Here is a 20,159-nt window from a genome sequence, read left to right as displayed (position 1 = left end):
AGGCAACCGGCGATACCGCATCCGAGTAGCGGACATTCATCGGCAGTCAGGGAAACACCGGCCTTGGCTGTTTTCTGAGTAACAGTGCACCCACTGAACGTAGATGACACCTTTGAGGCCAATCGAACCGGGAGACAGGTCATTGCCATTGGGTGCTCGATGATCGACCATGGCGGAAAATATTCCGCATCATGACGGAATTGCACAATAATTTATATTCTCTCATCGACGCGATGACCACGAACGCGCCGTGGTCATGTTCTGGGCGAAGCGGTTCGATCGCCTGTTTCAAGCGACCGGGCTCTTGTCATCCGTCACTGTGTGCCGCGCTGCTTTAAGCTCGCCGATCTCTTCCTCCACCTCGCTTGCCCCCTGGGCATAGAAGGTTGCCTCATCGGGGGCGAGTTCATGGAGCAGGCGCAGAAACTCGCCGGCATGGACCCGTTCCTCGTCGGCGATATCCTTGAGCACCTCGATGGCCAGCCTGTTGTCTGTCGATTCCGCCAGCTGCATGTACAACTGGATGGCCTCATACTCCGCCGCCACCATGAATCGAATCGCCCTGACGAGTTCCTCATGGGTGAGCTTCCTGTCCCTTGCCAATCCTGAAAATGGTGTCCCGAATTCCGGCATGTCATCCTCCTTTTTTTGGGTGTTTGTCGGTTGTCAACGCTGCACGAGAAGGTGGCGGCTTTCCGGAAACCGCGATTGTTGCCCTGCGATGCTCAGGCGTGCTTTCCAGCGCCGGCAAAAAATGTGAGAGCGTCGCGGGTTCATCGGCTCGCCGCTTCGTTCTGTTGGTTCAGTTTACTTGCCACCTCCAGAAAAACCCGGCTGGTCTCGGAATCGGGCGCCGACACCAGGAGCGGCAGACCGCTGTCGCCGCCGCGCCCGAGTTCAAGATCGAAGGGGATCGCGCCCAGCAGGGGAAGACCGGTTTCCCGGCTGAGTTTCTCGCCGCCGCCATGGCCGAAAATCTCTATGGGCTGTACCGAATGACCGCAGCGGAAGTACGACATGTTTTCCACCAGACCGGCGATGCGCAGGCGGTGTTTCCGAAAGAGGGTGACCGACCGCCGTACATCGATCAGCGACACTTCCTGCGGGGTGGTGACCATCAGGATCGAGGCCTGGGGTATGGCCTGGGCCACGGTGATGGAGGGATCTCCGGTCCCCGGCGGCAGGTCGATGACCAGATAATCGAGTTCGCCCCACTGCACCCGCTCCAGCAGGTGGCGAATCATTTTCGAAACCAGGGGGCCGCGCCAGATAAACGCGTCGGTCTCGCCGGCGGTCATGCCCAGGGAGACGACACGCAGACCGAATTTTTCCCTGGGCAGGATCATTCCCGCTTCTTCCTCGAGGGAATCGGGCAGGGCCAGCATCAGGGGGACACTGGGGCCATAGACGTCGGCGTCGAGCAGTCCCGTGCGCAGGCCGTTGCGCACAAAAGCCAGGGCCAGGTTGACGGCGACCGTGGTCTTGCCCACCCCGCCCTTGCCGCTCGCCACGGCCACGATATGGCGGACCTTTTCGATCCCCTTGAGCGGCACCCTGGGGAACAGCCGCTGCAGCTCTTCCTCGCTCAGGATGGCGACATTCACCTTCACCGCCGAGACATCGGGCAATGCCCCTGCGGTTTGTTCAATATCCCGGACAAATTTTTCCTTCAGAGGGCCATGGTCCGATTTCAACGCCAGGGTCAGGTTGACCTCCGTCCCCCGGACCGCGATGTCGCGGATCATCCCCAGGTCGATCAGCGGTTTTTTCAGGCTGGGATGTATGATTGCCCGCAATGCCGCGCCAATTTCCTTTTCCGTCATCATCTTTGTCTCCTTTGTCCCCGTCACTGCTGTTTTCAGCTGGTTGACTCCATCTGTTCCGCATTCCTGCCGGCATATTTTTTTGCCTTGGCCTGCACCATGGACAGGACGTTGTCGGCTTCGCGTTCCTTCGTGATGAGAATTTCCGCACCGCTGTTTCCCAGGACAAACTGCGGCCCTTTGCCGGCCTGGTCTTGGTGGGAGATCAGCACATCGAGTCCGTTTTCGAGCAACCACTCCGCCACCTTGATTCCTTTGCTTTTTTCCTCCTCGAGATAGGGGTTTTCCAAGATGCGTTCGGAAATGACCATGCCGCTTACCGTCTGCAGGGTGACCAGCCGGAAAAAGGGCGCCGCGCCGAAATGCTCGGAAACTGTCTTGCGGTCGGCGGCAATGGGTATGGCGTAGGTGAGCTGCGCCTTTTGTCGGGGCTGATAGTGGATCAGGATGCGATCAACCTGGGCGATTTCCCGCTTCAGCCGGTTTTCCAGTTCCTCCGATATCCGGTGTCCCCTCTCCAGGTCGCTGACGCGGAGGGTGATGTCGAGTTCGACAAACTTGTAGCGGCCGGCGTTCCTCGCCCGGAGCTCGTTGATTTCAACCACCCGCGGATCGGCCAGCACCAGGGTGCGGATTCTGGTCAGGCTGGTATTGTCCAGGGAGGCATCGAGAAGGACGCGCACCGCGTCGAGGAAGATGCCGATGGCCGTCCGCCCGATAAAGACGACGACGACCAGGGCGGCATAGTGGTCGAGGTACACGCCGGTGGCGGCACCGAGGAGGGAAACGAGGATCACGAGCGAGGAGAGCATGTCGCTCCAGACATGCCGGGCGTCCGCCACCAGACTGGGCGAGCCCGTCTCCCTGCCTTTTTTCAGTTCATAGCGGGAGAACCACCAGGTTATGACAATGGTGCTGCCGATTCCCAGGGCTGCCCAGGGGATCTGGGTTGGCAGCATTCGCGGGCCGGCCAGCACCTCGGCGCAGATCTCATAGCCGACATAGAAAATAAGCCCCGATGTCCCCAGGGCGACCAGGTTTTCCACCTTGTACAGGCCGTAGGGAAATCCTCGGGCGGGACGCTGGGCGATCTTGATGCCGAGCAGGATAATGACCGAAGAGGCCACGTCGGTCGGGGAATGGATGGCATCCGCCTTGATCGCCAGGCTTCCGGAAAGCACGGCAAGGCCTGCCTTGATCGCCACCAGCAGGAGGTTGGTAGCGATCGATAAACAGGCGATCCTTTCTGTCACTGCCATGTCTCGTCTCCGGTGGTGCTGCTGTTATGGGCCGATCGCTTCCGCCAGCCGATCGGCAATCGCCCGGATGGCCAGGGCCGGCGGGCTGTCGGGAAAGGCGGTCACCACTGGTTGGGCCATGCTGATGGCCAGCGGCATCGCGATGTCGTACGGTATTTCGCCAAGGATCGGCAGCCCATGATTGTCGGCAAAATCCTGGATGATCTTCTCGATACGCGGTTGCCGTCCTGTCTTGTTGAGGACCAGACCGGCCGGCGCCTTGAAAAAGCCGATGACCTCGAGCAGCCTCGCCATGTCATGCAGGGCCGCAGGCGACGGCTCGGTAACGATCAGCACGAAGGCTGCCCCCTTGATCGAGGCGATCACCGGGCAACCGATACCGGGCGGCCCGTCGGTCAGGATGAGTTTGGCGCCGATATCCTCCGCCTTCCGCCTTGCCGTCCGTTTGACGATGTCGACCAACCGGCCGGAACTGCTTTCGCCGATATACAGTTCTCCGCCGATCACATGCAGCAGAGGGGTCGAGTAGGCGTTCACCCTGCCGTTGGTCGCGTGGCGGATCTCGATCGCCTGTTCGGGACAGGCAATCGCGCAGGCCCCGCATCCCTCGCAGGCATAAAAGGCGACGATCGGTTTATCCTCGCCGATGATGGCATCGAAGCGACAGGTCGCAGCGCATACCATGCAGCGCGCGCATTTGTCGTCATCGATCACCGCCTTCTCGGAGGTCGCGATTTCCTCGAAGCTGTCGCGCCGGGCGCCGAGGACGAGATGGAGATTGGGGGCGTCGACATCGGTGTCGGCCAGGAGCAGGGCATATCTCTCGGCAAGGATATCCCCCAGCGATGCGGTGATCGATGACTTGCCGACCCCGCCCTTGCCGCTCAGGACAACGATTTCCTTCATCTCAGGTACTCCTTGGCGATCTCGCTCGCGAGATCGCGAAAAACCGTGGCGCTGGGCGCCTCCGGATTACTCCGGACAATGGGAACGGCCTCGACAAAACTCCGCATCAGGGCCTCGTCAGTGTCGATTTCCTTCCAGACGCGCCTTCCATGGCGGCCGGCGATCGCCTCTATTTCCTCTTTACTGCCGGGCAGATCGGCGCGGTTCAGGACGATTTTTCCGGCGAGCTGAAAGAGGTCCAGGAGTTGGAGGATCAGGTCGAGGTCGTGGGCGCCGAGGCGCGTCGGTTCCGTCACCGCGATGGCGAGGTCGGCGCCTTCCAGGGCGGAAATGACGTTGCAGTGCACTCCCGGCGAGGTGTCGACCACGACGAGATCAAAGTGTTCCGCCTCCTGAAAGGCCTTCTTCTTGACAGCCTTCACGACCGCAGCGCTCTCTTCCTGGCCGGGCAACAGTTCACCGGTAAAGAGGGTGAGAAGGTCATCGCGGGATGCATACGTCCTGCCGACCAGTTTTCGCCCCCTGATAATCGCCTGTTGCTGGCAGACGAGGAGGCAGGCCTCGCAGCCGTTGCAATCGCCGACGAGCATTGCCGCCTTGCCCGGCGGCAGCAGAAGGGCGTGGAGACGACAGGCCCTGACGCAGTCGCCGCAGGCATTGCAGCGGGCGGCATCGATTTCCGGGATGGTCGTGTATATCTCTTCCGGATCGGCAACCTCCATGGCCAGGATGATCCCGGCATTGGGGTTGTCGACGTCCCCATCGACCAGCGCCACCCTGAATCCCATGCCGGCAATGGCGGAGGCCAGATTGACGGCGACCGTGGTTTTGCCGACTCCGCCTTTGCCGCCGGTGACGCCGATGACCGGGGTTGAAAAACCCCTGCCGTGAAAGGCCTTGAGCAATTCGGGATGCAGTGTTCTCATTGCTTACCCCGCGACGACCTGGGTTATCTGTTGAATTACCGGCGGCATCGCCCCGTTCCTCTGCCCATTCCCTGTCCCCGGCCCCGTCCCATGCCCTGCCCCATGCCGGGACGGCATCCCTGACCTGCAGATGCCGCAGAGACCTCCTTGAATTCACTGCGCAAAAACCTGGCCAGCGCCTCCTGCACGGTATCGGCGGCGGAGGCCCCTTCAAAGACCGTGATATTGCAGGCCCGCAGGGCATCGGAGGCATTGGGACCGACAACACCGGTCAATATGGCCTGTACTCCCTTGTCCGCCATCAACTGGGCCGCGGCGATACCTGCCCCCTGGCCGCCGGCGGCAGCCGGGTTCTCAATCACCTCTCGTGCCATGCTCTCCGTATCAATGATCTGAAAATAGGGAGTCCTGCCAAAGGCGGTATCCACCCTGGCATCCATGTCTTTGCCGCTGGCGCTTATGCATAGTCTCATATTGTCCTCCATTGTAGTGTTGTCTGCCCGATCCGGGCACGTTTCCCGGGCCGTTGATCTGCGGGTTCCTTCCGCTTCGCCAAAAAAATTAAAGGCCTCCATCGGAACCGTCTGTTCCTGTGGAGGCCTTGCGATCGTAACTTCGGGAAAACCTCTTTCATTGGAGTTCTCCTCCGTGTAGAGGTCGTTCAAATGAACATATGCTTATTTTATTTCTTCGCCATCGTGAAATCAAGTGTCACAATGTGTCACAGGCGGGTGGCGCTTGTCCTCTGCCGTGCTGTGGATGAAAGATTGGATCAGGTCCAAACCTTGATGTGGCAGAAAAGTATCCGCCGCCAGAGCCGATTCCGTTCGATTGTCATCTGATCTTTTTCCCGATGACAAAATGGGATATCCATGCGGCTGTCCGTGGGGGTGATCGGTTATAATCCGCTCAATACGATGACTGCGTAGTAACCTTACAAACTTGCTGCCTGAATAGGCCCTTCATGGTTTTTTCAGCCTATCGGTGTTGCGGTACCAAATCGGGTGCCATTTGTTGTACAAACGGGTGTTGCGCCGGTATTCTGTCAGAAAATGAACGATAACGGTGATGCCAGGCGTCGTTATGGCACAACTTTTCGCGGCCGCCAGTGCCTCGGGTGGTGATGGGGTCCAGGCCTGGACAGCCTCCGGGACTGGAATGGTCCGGTCGGGAGGGGGGATGGAGGCCCGTCGCGTTGATAAAAAAGGAGGGATGGGATGAACACGGGAAAAAACAAAATTGTTGGCCGCAAAAGACTCAGGGGGCCGCAGCCGCTATGACCACTGAAACGTTGTCGCTGAACCGGCGGAGTTTTGCGCGCCGCCACCCGTCGGCGTTCCTGCTCGTCGCGCAACTGGTGAGCCTGCTCCTGTATGCCGTGCTTGACGGCAGTTCGGGCGGGCCGGCCGTTCTCGGCACGTTCGGCGTGTTGTTGCTGGCCATTGTCGTCTGGATTATCGACCGCAGTCCGATGGTCCGCTGGATCACCTGGCTCCTCGCGGCCCCGGCGATCGGGCTGTCGCTGTTGTCCGTGATGATCGTCAACCCGACCCTGCTGCTGTGGTCGTCGTCGATGGAGGCGGTCCTGTACCTGTACGCGGCGGCGAGCCTGATAACCTACATGATGGGGGATTACCGGGTGACGACCGACGAGCTGTTCGCCGCCGGCGCCACCTTCACCCTGCTTGCCTGGGGGTTCGCCTATGCCTACCTGGCCTGCCAGATCTGGATCCCGGGCAGCTTCGGCGGCGACCCTTCCTCCAGTCAGCCGCAGACCTTTCTCGAACTGCTGTCGCTGAGCTTCAATAACCTGTCGGCGACCGGCCTCGGCGATATCGTGCCCATTACCCCGCCGGCGCGGGTGCTGGTGATGCTCGAACAGTTCGCCGGTGTCGCCTATATCGCCGTCGTTGTTTCCCGGCTGATTGGGATGACGATCGTTCGTCACCGGGGCAAGGGGACATCCTGACCCCTGCAATAATCCTTCTTGAACCGGCAGAAACCGGTTGCGGAACGTCATCCCGTTGTTTTTCGGTTTATTTCCATAGATACAACATATTGTAGATAAGGCTTGAGCGGCCAATAAATGTGGTGTATAAACTGACTCGATTGCCACTTTTCGCAGACCTATGCCGGACGGTTTCGACCGGCATGTGTCGCGCATAGGGCAACGCCGGGGGGCACGGAGCAGAGAGTATACCAATGCAGTTTTTTTACACCTTGAGGAGGGTGGGAGATGGCGCCGGATTTGACGAAACAGGTGTTGACCAGTACCGCCGAGACGGTTCTGGCCAGGCGGTACTATTTGAAAGATAGCGAAGGCAATCCCATCGAGACCTGGGAGACGCTGTGCCGCCGGGTGGCGGGGGCGGTGGCGGCGGTCGACCGGGAACCCGAGCAGATCGGGGCGTTGCGCGATAGCTTTTTCAACCTCATCTATCGCATGGATTTTCTGCCCAATTCCCCCTGCCTGATGAATGCCGGTACCGATCTCGGCCAGTTGTCGGCCTGTTTCGTCCTGCCGATCGAGGACTCGATGGACGGGATCTTCTCCGCCATCCGCAACGGCGCCCTGGTGCACAAGACCGGGGGCGGCACCGGCTACTCCTTCTCCCGCCTGCGCTCGAAGAACGCCTCCGTCCGCTCGACCCAGGGTGTCGCCTCGGGTCCGCTGTCCTTTGCCGCCGTCTTCGATGCCGCCACCGAGACGATCAAGCAGGGCGGCAAGCGGCGCGGGGCCAATATGGGGGTCCTGCGGGTCGATCACCCCGACATCATGGATTTCATCTCCGCCAAGGAAGACCCGAACCGCTTCAACAACTTCAATTTCAGTGTCGCCGTCACCGATGCCTTCATGCAGGCGGTGGAGGAGGGGGACGACTACAACCTGATCGAACCGTCGACCCGAGAGGTCACGGCGACCCTGAGCGCCCGCGCCGTCTTCGAGAAGATCGTCGATCTCGCCTGGCATAACGGCGAACCGGGGGTCCTGTTCATCGACGCCGCCAACCGCGCCAACATGACGCCGCAGCTGGGCGAGTTCGAGGCCACCAACCCCTGCGGCGAGCAGTGGCTGCTGCCGTATGAGAGCTGCAACCTCGGCTCGATCAACCTCGCCAATTTCGTCCGGGGGGGAGAGGTGGACTACCAGCGGCTGAAGCATGTCGCCCGGATCGCCACCCATTTCCTCGACAACGTCATCGACTGCAACCGCTTCCCGATCCCCGAGATTGAAACGATGACCCTGAAGACGCGGAAGATCGGCCTCGGCATCATGGGGATGCACGACATGCTGATCCAGCTCGGCATTCCCTACGGCAGCGAGCAGGGGCGGGAACTGTCGGCCAGGGTGATGCAGTTCATCAGGGATGCGGCGGAGGAGCGCTCGATTGAACTGGCGGCCGAGAAGGGACCCTTCCCGGCCTACGATCCGGCCGTCAACCACTATCCGGCCCGGCGCAACGCGGCCCTGACCTCGATCCAGCCGACCGGCACCGTGTCGATGATCGCCGACTGCGCTTCAGGCTGCGAGCCGTACTACTCCATCGTCATGGTCAAGCACGTGATGGACGGCGATCGGCTGATCCTGGTCAACAAGTACTTCGAGCAGATCGCCAGGGCCGAGGGCTTTTATTCGGAAGAGCTGATGAGCCGGGTCGCGGACAGCGGCACGGTCATCGGCCATCCCGAGATCCCCGGGCAATGGCAGGAAATCTTCCGCACCGCCCAGGACATCAGCCCCGAGGACCATATCCGGATGCAGGGGATCCTGCAGCAGAGCGGCGTCGACAGCTCGATCTCGAAGACCATCAACCTGCCCAAGGCGGCGACCCGCGAAGACGTTAAGCTGTCCTACATCACCGGCTACAAACTGGGCTGCAAGGGGCTGACCGTCTATCGCGACGGCTCCCGCGATTCGCAGGTGCTCAACACCAAAGACAACGCCGGAAAGGAGGAGACGGCGGTCGTCTCGACCAGCGGCCCGGTCAAAAAGACCCTGCCCGATATCCTCGACGCCAAGCGCTATAAATTGAAGGACCAGGACCAGAAGTCGGTGTATATTATCGTCTGCTTTGACGAGAACGAGAAACCGATGGAGGTCTTCGCCAAGTTCCCCTTCGACAATCGCTTCGACCTCAAGGACAAGTCGACGATGTGGACCACCACCTGCCGCCTGGTGTCGCTGGCCCTCCGCTTCAATGTGCCGATGGATGAAATCATCAAGCAACTCGACCGCTCGAGCGGTCATATGCTTGACCTGCCGGCGCAATTGAGTAAACTGTTCAAGTCGTTTCTGGCCGGCACCCAGCAGGGATTTTCCAGCATCTGCCCGGAGTGCTCCGGCCGACTGGTGTTTGAGGAAGGATGCGAGACCTGTCGCTCCTGCGGCTACAGCAAATGTTCATAAAGGGCAAGATCAGCGATTGTAAGGTGTGACGAGATGGGAAAAATAGGAAGAAACGAGAAATGTCCGTGTCAGAGCGGCAGGAAGTACAAACACTGCTGCGGTCTGAAGGAGCGGGAGGCCAAGCCGCAGCTCAGTGCCGAGGCGGCCCTGAAGATCACCCTGATGAGCGGGGTCGGGGCCATCCAGGAGGCGGCGCGGGAGAAGAGGGCGGTCAATCGCGAATTGGGGGTCTTTTTCCTCTATGCGACGACGACCGGCGATGCCTGGCTGCTGGAGATGACCGATTGCGACTGCGTCCAGGTGGCGAGGGGCGGCGAGATCCTGGAGTCGCCGATCAACGAGAATCCGGAGATCATCGAGATCAACTGGAGCCATACCTTCGCCATCCGCGACAAACAGCTCGAGATCACCGCCTATGCCGACAAGTCGATGCAGGTCCTGGCCGATGCCCCCAGCCGGGAGATCAGCGCCGCGATCAGGAGGATCCGCAAGCGGTTTTCCGATAGCCAGCTGCGGGCCATTCACCTGCCGAACAAGGAGGAGAGCCCCGCCGTATGAGCCGTTCGTTGCCGGCCCCGGCCCGTCTGCTGCCGGCGATCGGGGTCATGGCGGCGATCTTCCTGCTGTCGCACCAGCAGGCGGATGACCTGCCGCCGCTGTTTCCGCACTTCGACAAGATCGCCCATTTCTTCATCTACGGGCTGCTGGCGGCGGCCCTGGTCGGCGCCTTCGAGCCGGATCTGCGGCAGCGCCGTCCCTGGCCGGTGGTCGGGATCGTCGTCATCTGGTGTCTGGTGTACGGCCTCTCCGACGAGTTCCACCAATCCTTTATTCCCGGCCGGTTTCCCAGCCTGGCGGACATTGTGGCCGACACCTTCGGCGCCGTCGTCGTGTCCGCGGGGTGGGTTGTCGTGCAGGTGCAGGCGGGCAAGCGAGCCGTCGGCAAGGAGTCGGGCTGACCGCAACGTCCGGTCGGGCTGATCGACGACGAGGGGAGCAAAGGGAGCGGGGGATGATCCCGGCTCCCTTTTTTATTGCCCCGAATACTGCGATCACCCCCGCAGCAGTCGGGCCATGTCCTTGGCGAAATAGGTGATGATGATATCGGCGCCGGCCCGCTTGATCGACAGCAGGGTCTCCGCCATGACCTTGTCGCCGTCGATCCACCCCTTCTCGGCGGCGGCCTTGATCATCGCGTACTCGCCGCTGACGTGGTAGGCGGCGATCGGCAGGTCGAACTCGTCGCGCAGCTTGCTGATGATGTCGAGGTAGGCCACCGCCGGTTTGACCATCAGGATATCGGCCCCCTCGTCGACATCGAGGGTAGCCTCGCGCAGGGCCTCGCGGCTGTTGGCCGGGTCCATCTGGTAGCCGCGGCGGTCGCCGAACTGGGGGGCGCAGTCGGCGGCGTCGCGGAACGGGCCGTAGAAGGCGGAGGCGTACTTGACGGCGTAGGACATGATCGGCACGGTCTCGTGGCCGTGCTCGTCGAGGGCGGCGCGGATCTCGGCGACGCGGCCGTCCATCATGTCGGAGGGGGCGACCATGTCGGCCCCGGCCTCGGCATGGGACAGGGCGGTCTTGGCCAGGATCTCCAGGGTTGCGTCGTTGTCGACCGCATTGTTGATCAGGCAGCCGCAGTGGCCGTGATCGGTGTACTCGCAGAGACAGACATCGGTGACGACCATCAGTTCCGGGGCCTTGTTCTTCAATTCCCGGATCGCCTGCTGGATGATGCCGTTCTTGGCATGGGCGCCGGAACCCATGGCGTCCTTCTTCTCCGGCAGGCCGAAGAGGATGACGGAGTTGACACCGAGATCGAGGCATTCCCTCGCCTCCTGCGCCAGTTGGTCGACGCTGACCCGGAAGACCCCCGGCATCGAGCCGATGGCCTCGCGTTTGTTTTTGCCCGGCATGACGAAGAGGGGATGGATCAACTGGGCGGCATCAAGCCGGGTCTCGCGGATCAGGCCTCGGAAGGCCTCGTTCTTGCGCATCCGGCGCGGTCGATATTCTGGAAAAACCATGGTCTGCTCCTGTGGTTGAGGTGGAAAAGGGACGGTCCGGCCGGATGCCCGGTGCGGCGTCGCTGCCCGGCCTGCGTCTGCCCGTTCCGATTGCTTATCCCTTGCGCGATTCCGGTGCGGCGACGGGGAGTTCGACGATGAAGGTCGAGCCCTTCGGCATGTTGTCCTGCACCCGGACATAGCCGTTATGGTCGGAGACGATGGTCGAGACGATGGCGAGCCCGAGACCGGTTCCGGCCTTCTTCGTCGAAAAATAGGGCTCGAAGAGTTTGAGCTTGTTTTCCTTGGAGATTCCCGGTCCGTCGTCGGAGATCCTGATGACGACACTTTCGCCTTCCTGAGACAGGGACAATTCGATGTCTATTGTACCTCCGTCCGGCAAAACTGCAATCGCATTGTCGAGCAGGTTGATGATGCAGCGTTTGATCTGTTCGGGGTCAAAGCTGAAGATCGGGATCGGGTTGACCTCGTTGCAGCGGAAGGTGATGTCCCGATGCGCCTGTTCGTAGAGGGAGATGGTGTTGCGGGTCAGTCTGGTCAGGTCGGACGGGGCCTTGTGGACCTTCGGCATCCGGGCGAACTGGGAGAATTCGCTGACCAGGCGCTTGAGTTCGTCGACCTGGGTGATGATGGTGCTGGTGCAGGAATCGAAGACGCCGTCCTCCTCGGTCAGGATCTCCGGGTAGCGCTTGCGCAGTCGCTGGGCCGAGAGCTGGATCGGGGTCAGCGGATTCTTGATCTCGTGGGCGATCCGGCGTGCCACCTCCCGCCAGGCCGCCACCCGCTGCATCTTCTCCATCTTGGTCAGGTCGTCGAAGACGAGAACGAATCCGAGCGGATTCCTGCCCTCGTCCGTCAGCCGCATGAAGGTGACCAGCAGCGAGTAGTTGCGGCCCATGATGTTGAGCCGGAGGTGCTGCTCGATCGTGGTCTTGCCGGTGGCATTGAGCTCGTCGATGAAGCCGGCGCCGATGGCCGCCTGCTGCGGCGGCAGGATCTCGGTGTAACGGCGGCCGAGGAAAAGGGAACGGTCGATGTGGAGAAGCTTCTCGGCGAAACGGTTGAAGGTGGTGATGTGGCCGTGTTCGTCAAGGGAGATGACTCCGGTGGAGACGCTCTGGAGGATGATTTCGGTATAGCGCCGCCGCTGTTCCGCCTCCTGGGAGCTGGTCTGCAGGGCGGCATGAGCCTCGGCCAGATGGCGGTTGCTGGTGCTCAGATTGTGGGTCATGGTGTTGAACGAAGTGACGAGTTGGCCCATCTCGTCATCGGATTCGGCCTCCATTTCGAATTCGAGATCGCCCTCGGCAACGCGGCGGGTGGCGGCGGCCAGCTTCTCCAGAGGTCCGGTGATGCCGCGGGAGATGTAGAGCCCGAACCAGATCGCGGCAAAGATGATCAGCAGGGTCACGATCAGCAGGATGACGAAGAGCCAGAACTTGAAAGGGTCCTTGAAATGCTTGAGCTGGCGATAGCCTTCGAGCCCCTTGGAGATCACCTCCATCCGTGACACCTGTTCCTGGTTGACCAGCAGCGAGGTGATCAGGGTCGAGGGCAGATTGCCGACCTCGATCTTGCTGACGCAGCGCACCAGGTCGCCCTTGGGCGTATCCTGGATGGTGGTCCGGCGTTTGCCGTTGGTTCTGACATCGCGCATCAGGCTGAGCGGGATCTTCGGCAGATCGACGTCCTTGAGGTCGGGACTGACCACCGAGATCTCGAGATTGTTGTCGTCGGAGATGATCGCCAGGCTGTCCGGGCCGTTGATGGCGTTGAAGGCGAGGATGTGTTCGAGCGACTGGTTGATTTCGAGGGCGTTGGTGGACTTCAGCTCCAGCTGCCGCAACCGGGCTTCGACCCCCTTGCTCATCTGGCCGACCTGTTCTTCGGTCTCGAGGAGCAGGGATTGGGCCAGCTTGAGCGATTCCTGGAGCGAGTTCTCGATGCTGGTGTTGAACCAGTACTCCATGCTGGTCGAGACGAATTGCAGCGAGACGAAGAAGAGGAGGATGGTCGGGATCAGGGTAAGCGACAGGAAGGAGACGATCAGCTTGGTCTTCAACTTGCTGCCCAGCCGGTTGATCCGCCTCTCGAACAGCAGTTCGGCGAGGTTGCGGAGGACCAGGAAGAGGACGAAGAGGACCAGCAGGACGTTGAGGTTGAGCAGGGCGAAGATGAGGATGTTGTTGCTGGTCGGCAACGTCGCTTCGTGCCCCAGCAGCGAGCCCTGGAGCCAGACCGAGAGAGGGATGAAGCAGGCACAGACCACGATGACCCAGCGGATGAGCCGACGTTTCTGGGCGAGCTGTTCCGGGGTGTAGGGGAGTTTTCCCGGCGCCTGGTTGTCGTCCGGCAAAGGCGTGTTCTGTTGTGGAGGCGTCGGGTTCATCGGGGCCTGTCGGGTGTTCCGAGTTTGAAGGTAAGAGTGTGCCAGTCGGTCTTGATATCCCACCATGACACGAACGGGACGACATGCTGCAGGCTCAGGGGCAGGGTCTTGTTGAAGATTTCGGCCTTGACCTGAAGTGTGTAGACGGCGTTCGGGGATAATTGCGAAAGCTCGATGATTTTGACGCCATTCAGGTCGTTGAGGACGGTCTGGGCATCGAGCAATGAGGCGAAGATATGGATCTTCCGCCTGTCCTCCTCGAGTTCGACATGGTATGTTTCCTTGAGGATATCGTAGGTCAAGATGTGGGTGAAGGACCGCGCGACGACCAGCTTGTCGGCCATCGAGCTCGTCCGTTGATGCAGTTCGATGAAGAAGGAAAAGCGGATGGGGATGCCGCTGTGCAGACCCTCGAGCATCTCCTCGGTAAAGCTGTTGCGGAGGGAGCCGAAGAGGAGCAGATGGGAGTCGGAACTGGTCGCCGTGAGATCGACGATGGCCGCATCTTCATTCTCCTCTGCCCCGGCTGGAGACAACCCCTGGGTGGTGAGCGCGATCATCAGCAGGAGGAGAAAAATTCTTTTCAACATCAATACGCTAATTCATTGCTATAAAAAGAGTTACTCTACTGAACCGGGATGTTGTCAGGGTGGACGGATATGCGGACAATCTACCTGAAATGGTAACAACTGTCCATCGCTTGTTCCTGCTGGAGAAGGTCTGAAAGCTCCAGCCCGGGAACCCGTCATTATATCTTGACAAACGGCAGCCGGGAGACTACATGTGCATATACACGATTAAATGTGCATATGCACATCCGAAAAGCATCGATAATTTTATCAACAGGAGAATGAAAATGCGAGTAGCGATACCAACGGATCGGCCCGGCGGGCTGGATGCCGTACGATCCGATCATTTCGGGCATTGCGAGATCTTTACCGTGGTCGATCTTGATGACAACAACGCCGTCACCGCGGTCGAGACGGTGGCGAACGGGACGCACGAGGCGGGCGGATGCATGGTTCCGGTCAGGATCCTCCACGATGCCGGCGTCGACGCGATTGTCGTCGGAGGCATGGGGGCGAGGCCGATGCAGGGTTTCGCCGAGGTCGGTATCAAGGTCTATTTCGCCAATCGCGAGGCGGTCCCCAGCGTCAGTGCGGTCATCGATCATCTTGCAGCCAATCAGTTGCCGGTGATGCATCCGGACCAGGTGTGCCAAGGCTCAGGTAATTGTCATCATTGACAGAATCGTTGCTTTTTACGCTGATCGGCAGTATAAGATGAGAATGGTCCTTCCGGCAGGCCCGTGGTTGCGGGCCTGCCTCAATCTCCACATAGATGCCGTCGATGTCACCACGACCAAAAAAAATCCGCCACTGCCAATGTAATTTCTGCGGCCGGGCCTTCAAACCGACCGGGACCCCCTTGACCGAGCTTGAGCAGGTTAACCTGTATCGGGACGAACTCGAGGCCTTGATCCTGTGCGACAGCGAGGGATTGACCCAGGAAGAGGCCGGTCAGAAGATGGGGGTTTCGCGGGGGACAATCCAGCGGATCATCACATTGGCCAGGAAGAAGACGGCGACCGCCCTTGCCGAGGGGCAGGCCCTGATCTTCGTCAATGAGGACGAACAGGCATAAACCTCCCCTCCCGTCGCTTCCCGCCGGCTCAGTCCCGCCTTTCTATCGATTCCGGATGCCCTTCTCCCGCCGTGTGGTGAGGCCGGTGCTTTTTTCGGTCGCGGCTGGTCAGATATTCTCGCGGGTCTTGTGGAACTCGACGTCCGGCCACTTCTCCATGAAGAACTTCAGCATCCATTCGCTCTGCGACAGGTAGGTGAGGAACCCTTCCGAATCGTAGGCCAGGGCCATCTGGTTTTTGCGCTCGAATTCCGCCAACTTCTTCTTGTCGCCGCAGCTCACCCAGCGGGCGGCCTGGTATTCGACCGGTTCGTAGACCGCCTCGACCCCGTACTCGTTCTTCAGCCGGGCCATCGTCACCTCGAACTGCAGCACGCCCACCGCCCCCATGATGTAGTCCGAGCCGATGATCGGCCGGAACACCTGGATTGCCCCCTCCTCGGCCAGCTGTACCAGCCCCTTCTGCAGCTGTTTCATCTTCAGCGGGTTCTTCAGCAGCACCCGGCGGAAGTGCTCCGGGGCGAAGTTGGGGATGCCGGTGAACTTCAGTTCCTCCTTCGGGGTGAAGGTGTCGCCGATCTTGATCGTGCCGTGGTTGTGCAGGCCGATGATGTCGCCGGGGAATGCCTCCTCGACGTGGGAGCGCTCCTGGGCCATGAAGATCGTGGCGTTGGCGAGGGTGATGTCCTTGCCGAGCCGGTGGTGGCGGACCTTCATGCCGCGGGTGAAGGTGCCGGAACAGATGCGGAGGAAGGCGATGCGGTCACGGTGGGCCGGGTTCATGTTGGCCTGGATCTTGAAAACGAAACCGGAGAATGCCTCCTCCTGCGGTTCAACCACCCGGGTGGCCGACTGGCGCGGTCCGGGCGGCGGGGCCATCTCGACGAAGGTGTCGAGCAGTTCGCGCACCCCGAAGTTGTTGATGGCGCTGCCGAAGAACACCGGGCTCTGGCTGGCCGTCAGATAATGATCGTATTCGAAGGGGTTGGCCGCCCCCTCGAGCAGTTCGATGTCGGTCCGCAGTTCATCGGCCTGGTGGCCGAGCAGCCGGTCGAGCTCGGGGTCGTCGAGGCCGTCGATGGTGATGCCGGGGCTGAGCCGGCTGTCCTGGCCGGCGGTGAACAGGTGCAGCTGCCGGCGGAGGATGTTGTAGACACCCTTGAAGGTCTTGCCCATGCCGATCGGCCAGGTCAGCGGGGTGCACTCGATCTGCAGTTTTTCCTCGATCTCGGCCAAGAGGTCGAGCGGTGCCAGGCCCTCGCGGTCGAGCTTGTTGATGAAGGTGATGATCGGGGTGTTGCGCATCCGGCACACCTCCATCAGCTTCTCGGTCTGGGCCTCGACCCCCTTGGCGCTGTCGATGACCATGATCGCCGAGTCGACGGCGGTCAGCACCCGGTAGGTATCCTCCGAGAAGTCCTGGTGGCCGGGGGTGTCGAGGAGGTTGATCTCATAGTCGCGGTAGGTGAACTTCATCACCGAGGTGGTCACCGAGATGCCGCGCTCCTGCTCGATCGCCATCCAGTCGCTGGTGGCATGGCGCTCGACCTTGCGCGACTTGACCGCCCCGGCGAGGTTGATGGCGCCGCCGAACAGCAGCAGCTTTTCGGTGAGGGTGGTCTTGCCGGCGTCGGGATGGCTGATGATGCCGAAGGTCCGCCGCTTGGCTATTTCCGCTTCAAGTTGTTTGTTCATGATGCTATTGTAAAAAATTGTCCTTTGCGATATCGGTAACAGGTATTATAAGAACAGGCTGAGAAAAACACAGCAGAATAGGTCCTTTTTTCCATAATGCAAACAGAAATCGGATTCCCATGCAAAAAACACGCACCGTCCTGGTGACCGGGGGCTGCGGCTTCATCGGCGCCAATTTCGTCCGCCTGCTCCGGGACAGACGCCCGGATTGGCGGCTGATCAACCTCGACAGGCTGACCTATGCCGGCAACCTCAACAACCTGGACGGCATCGACGAGGGGGCGGAGTACCGGTTTGTCAGGGCCGATATCGGCGATGCGGCCGCGGTCGAGGAGCTGTTCGCCGCCGAGCGGATCGACACGGTGGTCCATTTCGCCGCCGAATCACACGTCGACCGGTCGATCACCGGCCCGGCCGCGTTCATCACCACCAATATCGTCGGCACCTTCACCCTGCTCGAAGCGGCCCGCAAAAGCTGGTCGGGAGAAGGGCCGCAGGCGGCGGCGCCGCGCTTTCTCCATATCAGCACCGACGAGGTCTACGGCTCGCTCGGGGCCGAAGGGTATTTCAGCGAGACCACCGCGTACGACCCGCGTTCGCCCTATTCAGCCTCGAAGGCCTCCTCCGATCATCTGGTCAACGCCTATTTCCACACCTACGGCCTGCCGACGCTCATCACCAACTGTTCGAACAACTACGGCCCGTACCAGTTCCCGGAAAAACTCATCCCGCTTATCCTCCATAACGCCATGCAGGGAAAAAGCCTGCCGGTCTATGGCGACGGCCGCAATATCCGCGACTGGCTCTATGTCGGCGACCACTGCGAGGCCGTGCTCGAGGTCCTGGAGCGCGGGGAGCCCGGCCGCAGCTACAATATCGGCGGCAACAACGAGAAGATGAACATCGAGGTGGTGACCCTGGTCTGCGATATCCTCGACCGGAGGCTTGGCCTGCCGGCAACGGGGATGACCCGCCGGTCGCTGATCACCTTCGTCAAGGACCGGCTCGGCCACGACCGCCGCTACGCCATCGACGCCACCAGGATCAGGGAAGAACTGGGGTGGCAGCCGAAGGTCGGTTTCGAGCAGGGGATCGAAATGACCGTCGACTGGTACCTGGCCAACCGGGACTGGGTAGCCGCGGTGGTGGACGGCAGCTACCAGGAATATTACCGGACGATGTACGGCGCCCACTGATGGACGGAGGCTGCCGCACCCCCGCAGCACGGTGACAAGGAAGAGAAACAATGCAGGTACTACAGACAACCATTCCCGAGGTGCTGATCGTCGAACCGAAGGTGTTCGGCGACGAGCGGGGGTTTTTCTACGAGAGTTTCAATCAGCGGGAGTGGCGGGAGCAGACCGGCCTGACGGCAGCCTTTGTTCAGGACAACCATTCCCGCTCGATCCGCGGCGTCCTGCGCGGGCTTCACTACCAGATCCGGCAGGCCCAGGGCAAGCTGGTGCGGGTGGTGGTGGGCGAAGTCTTCGATGTCGCGGTTGACCTGCGCCGGAATTCGCCGACCTTCGGCCGGTGGGTCGGCGAGATCCTCAGCGCCGAGAACAAGAAACAGCTCTGGCTGCCGCCGGGATTCGGCCACGGCTTCCTGGTGCTCTCCGAGTCGGCCGAGTTCCTGTATCGCACCACCGACTACTATGCCCCGGAGCACGAACGCTGCATTATCTGGAACGACCCGGATCTCGGCATCACCTGGCCGCTGGACGGGAAACCGGTGCTTTCCGTCAAGGACATGCAGGGGGTCCCTTTCCGGACGGCCGAGGTCTACGATGGCAATTTCCCGCCGGGACTCGGAGATTGACGGCAGGAATGGCCCGAGATGCTTGAACACTCCGGTAAAACACATTAGATTGCAACCAGCCACGCCGGGATGATCCCGGGTGGTCGAGGATTGATCCAATCCTGCCGAATTTCATAGGAAATGTATCCACATTGCCATGTGGGAGGATTCGTATGCGCCGTCTTGTTCTTCTCCTAGCCGTCATGACTCTGGCGCTCGCCGGCTGTGAGTCACCGTTGCAGCTGACGACCACCGGACTCAGCGAACCGGCGATCAGTACCGCCGTCGATCTCAACACCAAGGCGCCGCTGGAGAAGGCGACGATCTTTCCCTCCGACACCAAGACGCTCTATGCCACGGTCAGGGTGAAGAACGCCCCGGCGGACACCGGCGTCAAGGCGGTGTTCTATTATCTGGAAGGAAACCGGCAGCAGATTGCCGAGGATACGGTGAAGGTCGAGGGCAGCCGCTATCTCAGCTACGCCTTCAACCCGCCGGAAAACGGCTGGCCGGTTGGACGCTACGAGGTGGAGTTTGTCCTCGACGGCGAGGTCGAGGAACAGACCGGCTTCTCGGTCGTGCCTGCCGCCGGCATGCCGGCGACGAAGGGATTCCCGACCACCCCGGGGCAGCAGCCCGCGCCCGGCCAGGCTGTGCCACCGGCGCCGCCGCAGAACCAACCCGAGGATCTGCCGCCTGCCGCTCAACCGGAGGGCGACGCTCCCGCCGCCCCAACCCCGGCCCCTGCCCCTGCCGCTCCGCCGCCACAGGGCGGACAGGCAGCTGGGCCGTCGCAACCCGGCCTGACATACAAGACCTTCCAGGATAAGCAGTTCGGCTTCTCGTTCGAGTTGCCGGAGACCTGGACATTTCAGACCGTCGGGGTCAACAGCGATTACATGTTCAGCGGCCAGCCCGGAACCCCGGAGTCCGAGATCAGCGTCATCGTTCAGGTGGTCGATACCGAGAAAGGGGTGGTCGGCAGTCTCAAGGATCGGATGCTGACCCTTCTCAACCGGTATTCCCAGATGGACGGGGCCAGGATCGAATCCAAGAGCCAGATCCAGGCCGCGGGCCAGGTCGCCCCGTTCTTTCTGGCCACCTATCCGGCCGAGGACTCGAAGAAACAACGGGTCACCTTCGGCCATACCCAGTTGGGCATCGACCATTCGCCCTACCTGCTGCTCATCAGTTACTCGGCGCCGCGGCAGATCTACCAGCAGAACGTGGCGATCTTCCAGCACATGGTGGAATCGCTGAAGTTGATGGCGCCGGTTCGGTAGG

The 20,159-nt window shown here is 61.0% G+C and carries 19 protein-coding genes; 9 read left to right on the top strand and 10 right to left on the bottom strand.

All coding sequences use genetic code 11. The features are described from left to right. Nucleotides 1-288 precede the first annotated feature (288 nt). The 6 genes from ACWGKN_RS09575 to ACWGKN_RS09550 form a co-directional block, all read right to left on the bottom strand. Nucleotides 289-633: a ferritin family protein gene (locus tag ACWGKN_RS09575; protein WP_452095115.1), complete on the bottom strand. Its 345-nt coding sequence runs from the start codon at nt 631-633 to the stop codon at nt 289-291. 140 nt (nt 634-773) lie between these two features. After that, a complete protein-coding gene (locus tag ACWGKN_RS09570; protein WP_035230655.1) occupies nt 774-1,826 on the bottom strand; it encodes an Mrp/NBP35 family ATP-binding protein in 1,053 nt (350 codons plus the stop codon). A 32-nt stretch (nt 1,827-1,858) separates the two neighbouring features. Further along, on the bottom strand, nt 1,859-3,082 hold the full coding sequence (locus tag ACWGKN_RS09565) for a cation diffusion facilitator family transporter (RefSeq protein ID WP_052160064.1): 1,224 nt from the start codon (nt 3,080-3,082) through the stop codon (nt 1,859-1,861). A gap of 24 nt (nt 3,083-3,106) precedes the next feature. Continuing rightward, nucleotides 3,107-3,988 carry a nucleotide-binding protein gene (locus ACWGKN_RS09560; protein ID WP_452095114.1) on the bottom strand — a complete coding sequence of 294 codons (882 nt, stop codon included), beginning with the start codon at nt 3,986-3,988 and terminating at the stop codon, nt 3,107-3,109. Then, nucleotides 3,985-4,914, bottom strand: a complete 930-nt coding sequence (locus ACWGKN_RS09555) for a P-loop NTPase (RefSeq protein ID WP_452095113.1) — start codon at nt 4,912-4,914, stop codon at nt 3,985-3,987. Before ACWGKN_RS09555 ends, ACWGKN_RS09560 begins: the two co-directional genes overlap by 4 nt. Nucleotides 4,915-4,949: 35 nt before the next feature. Then, nucleotides 4,950-5,387: a NifB/NifX family molybdenum-iron cluster-binding protein gene (locus tag ACWGKN_RS09550; protein ID WP_035230791.1), complete on the bottom strand. Its 438-nt coding sequence runs from the start codon at nt 5,385-5,387 to the stop codon at nt 4,950-4,952. A gap of 803 nt (nt 5,388-6,190) precedes the next feature. Here ACWGKN_RS09550 and ACWGKN_RS09545 point away from each other — a divergent pair. From ACWGKN_RS09545 to ACWGKN_RS09530, 4 genes are all read left to right on the top strand, one after another. After that, a complete protein-coding gene (locus ACWGKN_RS09545) occupies nt 6,191-6,883 on the top strand; it encodes an ion channel (protein WP_424255285.1) in 693 nt (230 codons plus the stop codon). A gap of 267 nt (nt 6,884-7,150) precedes the next feature. Further along, nucleotides 7,151-9,322 carry an adenosylcobalamin-dependent ribonucleoside-diphosphate reductase gene (locus tag ACWGKN_RS09540; protein ID WP_452095112.1) on the top strand — a complete coding sequence of 724 codons (2,172 nt, stop codon included), beginning with the start codon at nt 7,151-7,153 and terminating at the stop codon, nt 9,320-9,322. 33 nt (nt 9,323-9,355) lie between these two features. Beyond that, a complete protein-coding gene (locus ACWGKN_RS09535; protein WP_452095111.1) occupies nt 9,356-9,880 on the top strand; it encodes an SEC-C metal-binding domain-containing protein in 525 nt (174 codons plus the stop codon). Then, nucleotides 9,877-10,281 (top strand): VanZ family protein, encoded by a 405-nt coding sequence (locus ACWGKN_RS09530; RefSeq protein WP_424255290.1) that lies wholly within the window; start codon nt 9,877-9,879, stop codon nt 10,279-10,281. The genes ACWGKN_RS09535 and ACWGKN_RS09530 overlap by 4 nt, the downstream gene beginning before the upstream one ends. A gap of 93 nt (nt 10,282-10,374) precedes the next feature. On the opposite strand, the gene hemB is transcribed toward ACWGKN_RS09530, so the two are convergent. The 3 genes from hemB to ACWGKN_RS09515 all read right to left on the bottom strand — a co-directional run bounded on the left by hemB (nt 10,375) and on the right by ACWGKN_RS09515 (nt 14,328). After that, nucleotides 10,375-11,349 (bottom strand): porphobilinogen synthase, encoded by a 975-nt coding sequence (gene hemB / locus ACWGKN_RS09525; RefSeq protein ID WP_035230661.1) that lies wholly within the window; start codon nt 11,347-11,349, stop codon nt 10,375-10,377. Between the two features lie 94 nt (nt 11,350-11,443). Then, the gene (locus tag ACWGKN_RS09520) at nt 11,444-13,738 is read right to left on the bottom strand and encodes a sensor histidine kinase (RefSeq protein WP_452095110.1); all 2,295 of its coding nucleotides are present in this window, start codon (nt 13,736-13,738) and stop codon (nt 11,444-11,446) included. Next, nucleotides 13,735-14,328: a DUF4390 domain-containing protein gene (locus tag ACWGKN_RS09515; RefSeq protein WP_052160068.1), complete on the bottom strand. Its 594-nt coding sequence runs from the start codon at nt 14,326-14,328 to the stop codon at nt 13,735-13,737. The genes ACWGKN_RS09520 and ACWGKN_RS09515 overlap by 4 nt, the downstream gene beginning before the upstream one ends. A 266-nt stretch (nt 14,329-14,594) precedes the next feature. On the opposite strand from ACWGKN_RS09515, the gene ACWGKN_RS09510 reads away from it, so the two are divergent. Further along, complete coding sequence (locus ACWGKN_RS09510) at nt 14,595-14,984, top strand: NifB/NifX family molybdenum-iron cluster-binding protein (RefSeq protein WP_052160071.1); 390 nt, start codon at nt 14,595-14,597, stop codon at nt 14,982-14,984. Between the two features lie 104 nt (nt 14,985-15,088). Beyond that, nucleotides 15,089-15,382, top strand: a complete 294-nt coding sequence (locus ACWGKN_RS09505) for a DUF134 domain-containing protein (protein WP_424255296.1) — start codon at nt 15,089-15,091, stop codon at nt 15,380-15,382. Nucleotides 15,383-15,490: 108 nt separating this feature from the next. On the opposite strand, the gene ACWGKN_RS09500 is transcribed toward ACWGKN_RS09505, so the two are convergent. Next, on the bottom strand, nt 15,491-17,077 hold the full coding sequence (locus tag ACWGKN_RS09500) for a peptide chain release factor 3 (protein ID WP_035230667.1): 1,587 nt from the start codon (nt 17,075-17,077) through the stop codon (nt 15,491-15,493). Nucleotides 17,078-17,196: 119 nt separating this feature from the next. Here ACWGKN_RS09500 and rfbB point away from each other — a divergent pair, with 119 nt between their 5' ends. The 3 genes from rfbB to ACWGKN_RS09485 all read left to right on the top strand — a co-directional run bounded on the left by rfbB (nt 17,197) and on the right by ACWGKN_RS09485 (nt 20,158). Beyond that, complete coding sequence (gene rfbB / locus ACWGKN_RS09495) at nt 17,197-18,273, top strand: dTDP-glucose 4,6-dehydratase (protein ID WP_452095109.1); 1,077 nt, start codon at nt 17,197-17,199, stop codon at nt 18,271-18,273. A 50-nt stretch (nt 18,274-18,323) separates the two neighbouring features. Next, a complete protein-coding gene (rfbC, locus tag ACWGKN_RS09490) occupies nt 18,324-18,896 on the top strand; it encodes a dTDP-4-dehydrorhamnose 3,5-epimerase (RefSeq protein ID WP_035230671.1) in 573 nt (190 codons plus the stop codon). A gap of 152 nt (nt 18,897-19,048) precedes the next feature. Further along, nucleotides 19,049-20,158: a hypothetical protein gene (locus ACWGKN_RS09485; RefSeq protein WP_424255299.1), complete on the top strand. Its 1,110-nt coding sequence runs from the start codon at nt 19,049-19,051 to the stop codon at nt 20,156-20,158. Nucleotide 20,159 lies beyond the last annotated feature (1 nt).

The organism is Desulfoprunum sp., from assembly GCF_053613775.1.
Note: the sequence above shows the minus strand (reverse complement) of the source record. Positions and strands in the feature narration are given on the sequence as shown.

What these genes read in the sequence shown, in the direction of transcription:
- ACWGKN_RS09575 (WP_452095115.1), bottom strand. Translation starts at nt 633, where the DNA reads ATGCCGGAATTCGGGACACCATTTTCAGGATTGGCAAGGGACAGGAAG.
- ACWGKN_RS09570 (WP_035230655.1), bottom strand. Translation starts at nt 1,826, where the DNA reads ATGATGACGGAAAAGGAAATTGGCGCGGCATTGCGGGCAATCATACAT.
- ACWGKN_RS09565 (WP_052160064.1), bottom strand. Translation starts at nt 3,082, where the DNA reads ATGGCAGTGACAGAAAGGATCGCCTGTTTATCGATCGCTACCAACCTC.
- ACWGKN_RS09560 (WP_452095114.1), bottom strand. Translation starts at nt 3,988, where the DNA reads ATGAAGGAAATCGTTGTCCTGAGCGGCAAGGGCGGGGTCGGCAAGTCA.
- ACWGKN_RS09555 (WP_452095113.1), bottom strand. Translation starts at nt 4,914, where the DNA reads ATGAGAACACTGCATCCCGAATTGCTCAAGGCCTTTCACGGCAGGGGT.
- ACWGKN_RS09550 (WP_035230791.1), bottom strand. Translation starts at nt 5,387, where the DNA reads ATGAGACTATGCATAAGCGCCAGCGGCAAAGACATGGATGCCAGGGTG.
- ACWGKN_RS09545 (WP_424255285.1), top strand. Translation starts at nt 6,191, where the DNA reads ATGACCACTGAAACGTTGTCGCTGAACCGGCGGAGTTTTGCGCGCCGC.
- ACWGKN_RS09540 (WP_452095112.1), top strand. Translation starts at nt 7,151, where the DNA reads ATGGCGCCGGATTTGACGAAACAGGTGTTGACCAGTACCGCCGAGACG.
- ACWGKN_RS09535 (WP_452095111.1), top strand. Translation starts at nt 9,356, where the DNA reads ATGGGAAAAATAGGAAGAAACGAGAAATGTCCGTGTCAGAGCGGCAGG.
- ACWGKN_RS09530 (WP_424255290.1), top strand. Translation starts at nt 9,877, where the DNA reads ATGAGCCGTTCGTTGCCGGCCCCGGCCCGTCTGCTGCCGGCGATCGGG.
- hemB (WP_035230661.1), bottom strand. Translation starts at nt 11,349, where the DNA reads ATGGTTTTTCCAGAATATCGACCGCGCCGGATGCGCAAGAACGAGGCC.
- ACWGKN_RS09520 (WP_452095110.1), bottom strand. Translation starts at nt 13,738, where the DNA reads ATGAACCCGACGCCTCCACAACAGAACACGCCTTTGCCGGACGACAAC.
- ACWGKN_RS09515 (WP_052160068.1), bottom strand. Translation starts at nt 14,328, where the DNA reads ATGTTGAAAAGAATTTTTCTCCTCCTGCTGATGATCGCGCTCACCACC.
- ACWGKN_RS09510 (WP_052160071.1), top strand. Translation starts at nt 14,595, where the DNA reads ATGCGAGTAGCGATACCAACGGATCGGCCCGGCGGGCTGGATGCCGTA.
- ACWGKN_RS09505 (WP_424255296.1), top strand. Translation starts at nt 15,089, where the DNA reads ATGTCACCACGACCAAAAAAAATCCGCCACTGCCAATGTAATTTCTGC.
- ACWGKN_RS09500 (WP_035230667.1), bottom strand. Translation starts at nt 17,077, where the DNA reads ATGAACAAACAACTTGAAGCGGAAATAGCCAAGCGGCGGACCTTCGGC.
- rfbB (WP_452095109.1), top strand. Translation starts at nt 17,197, where the DNA reads ATGCAAAAAACACGCACCGTCCTGGTGACCGGGGGCTGCGGCTTCATC.
- rfbC (WP_035230671.1), top strand. Translation starts at nt 18,324, where the DNA reads ATGCAGGTACTACAGACAACCATTCCCGAGGTGCTGATCGTCGAACCG.
- ACWGKN_RS09485 (WP_424255299.1), top strand. Translation starts at nt 19,049, where the DNA reads ATGCGCCGTCTTGTTCTTCTCCTAGCCGTCATGACTCTGGCGCTCGCC.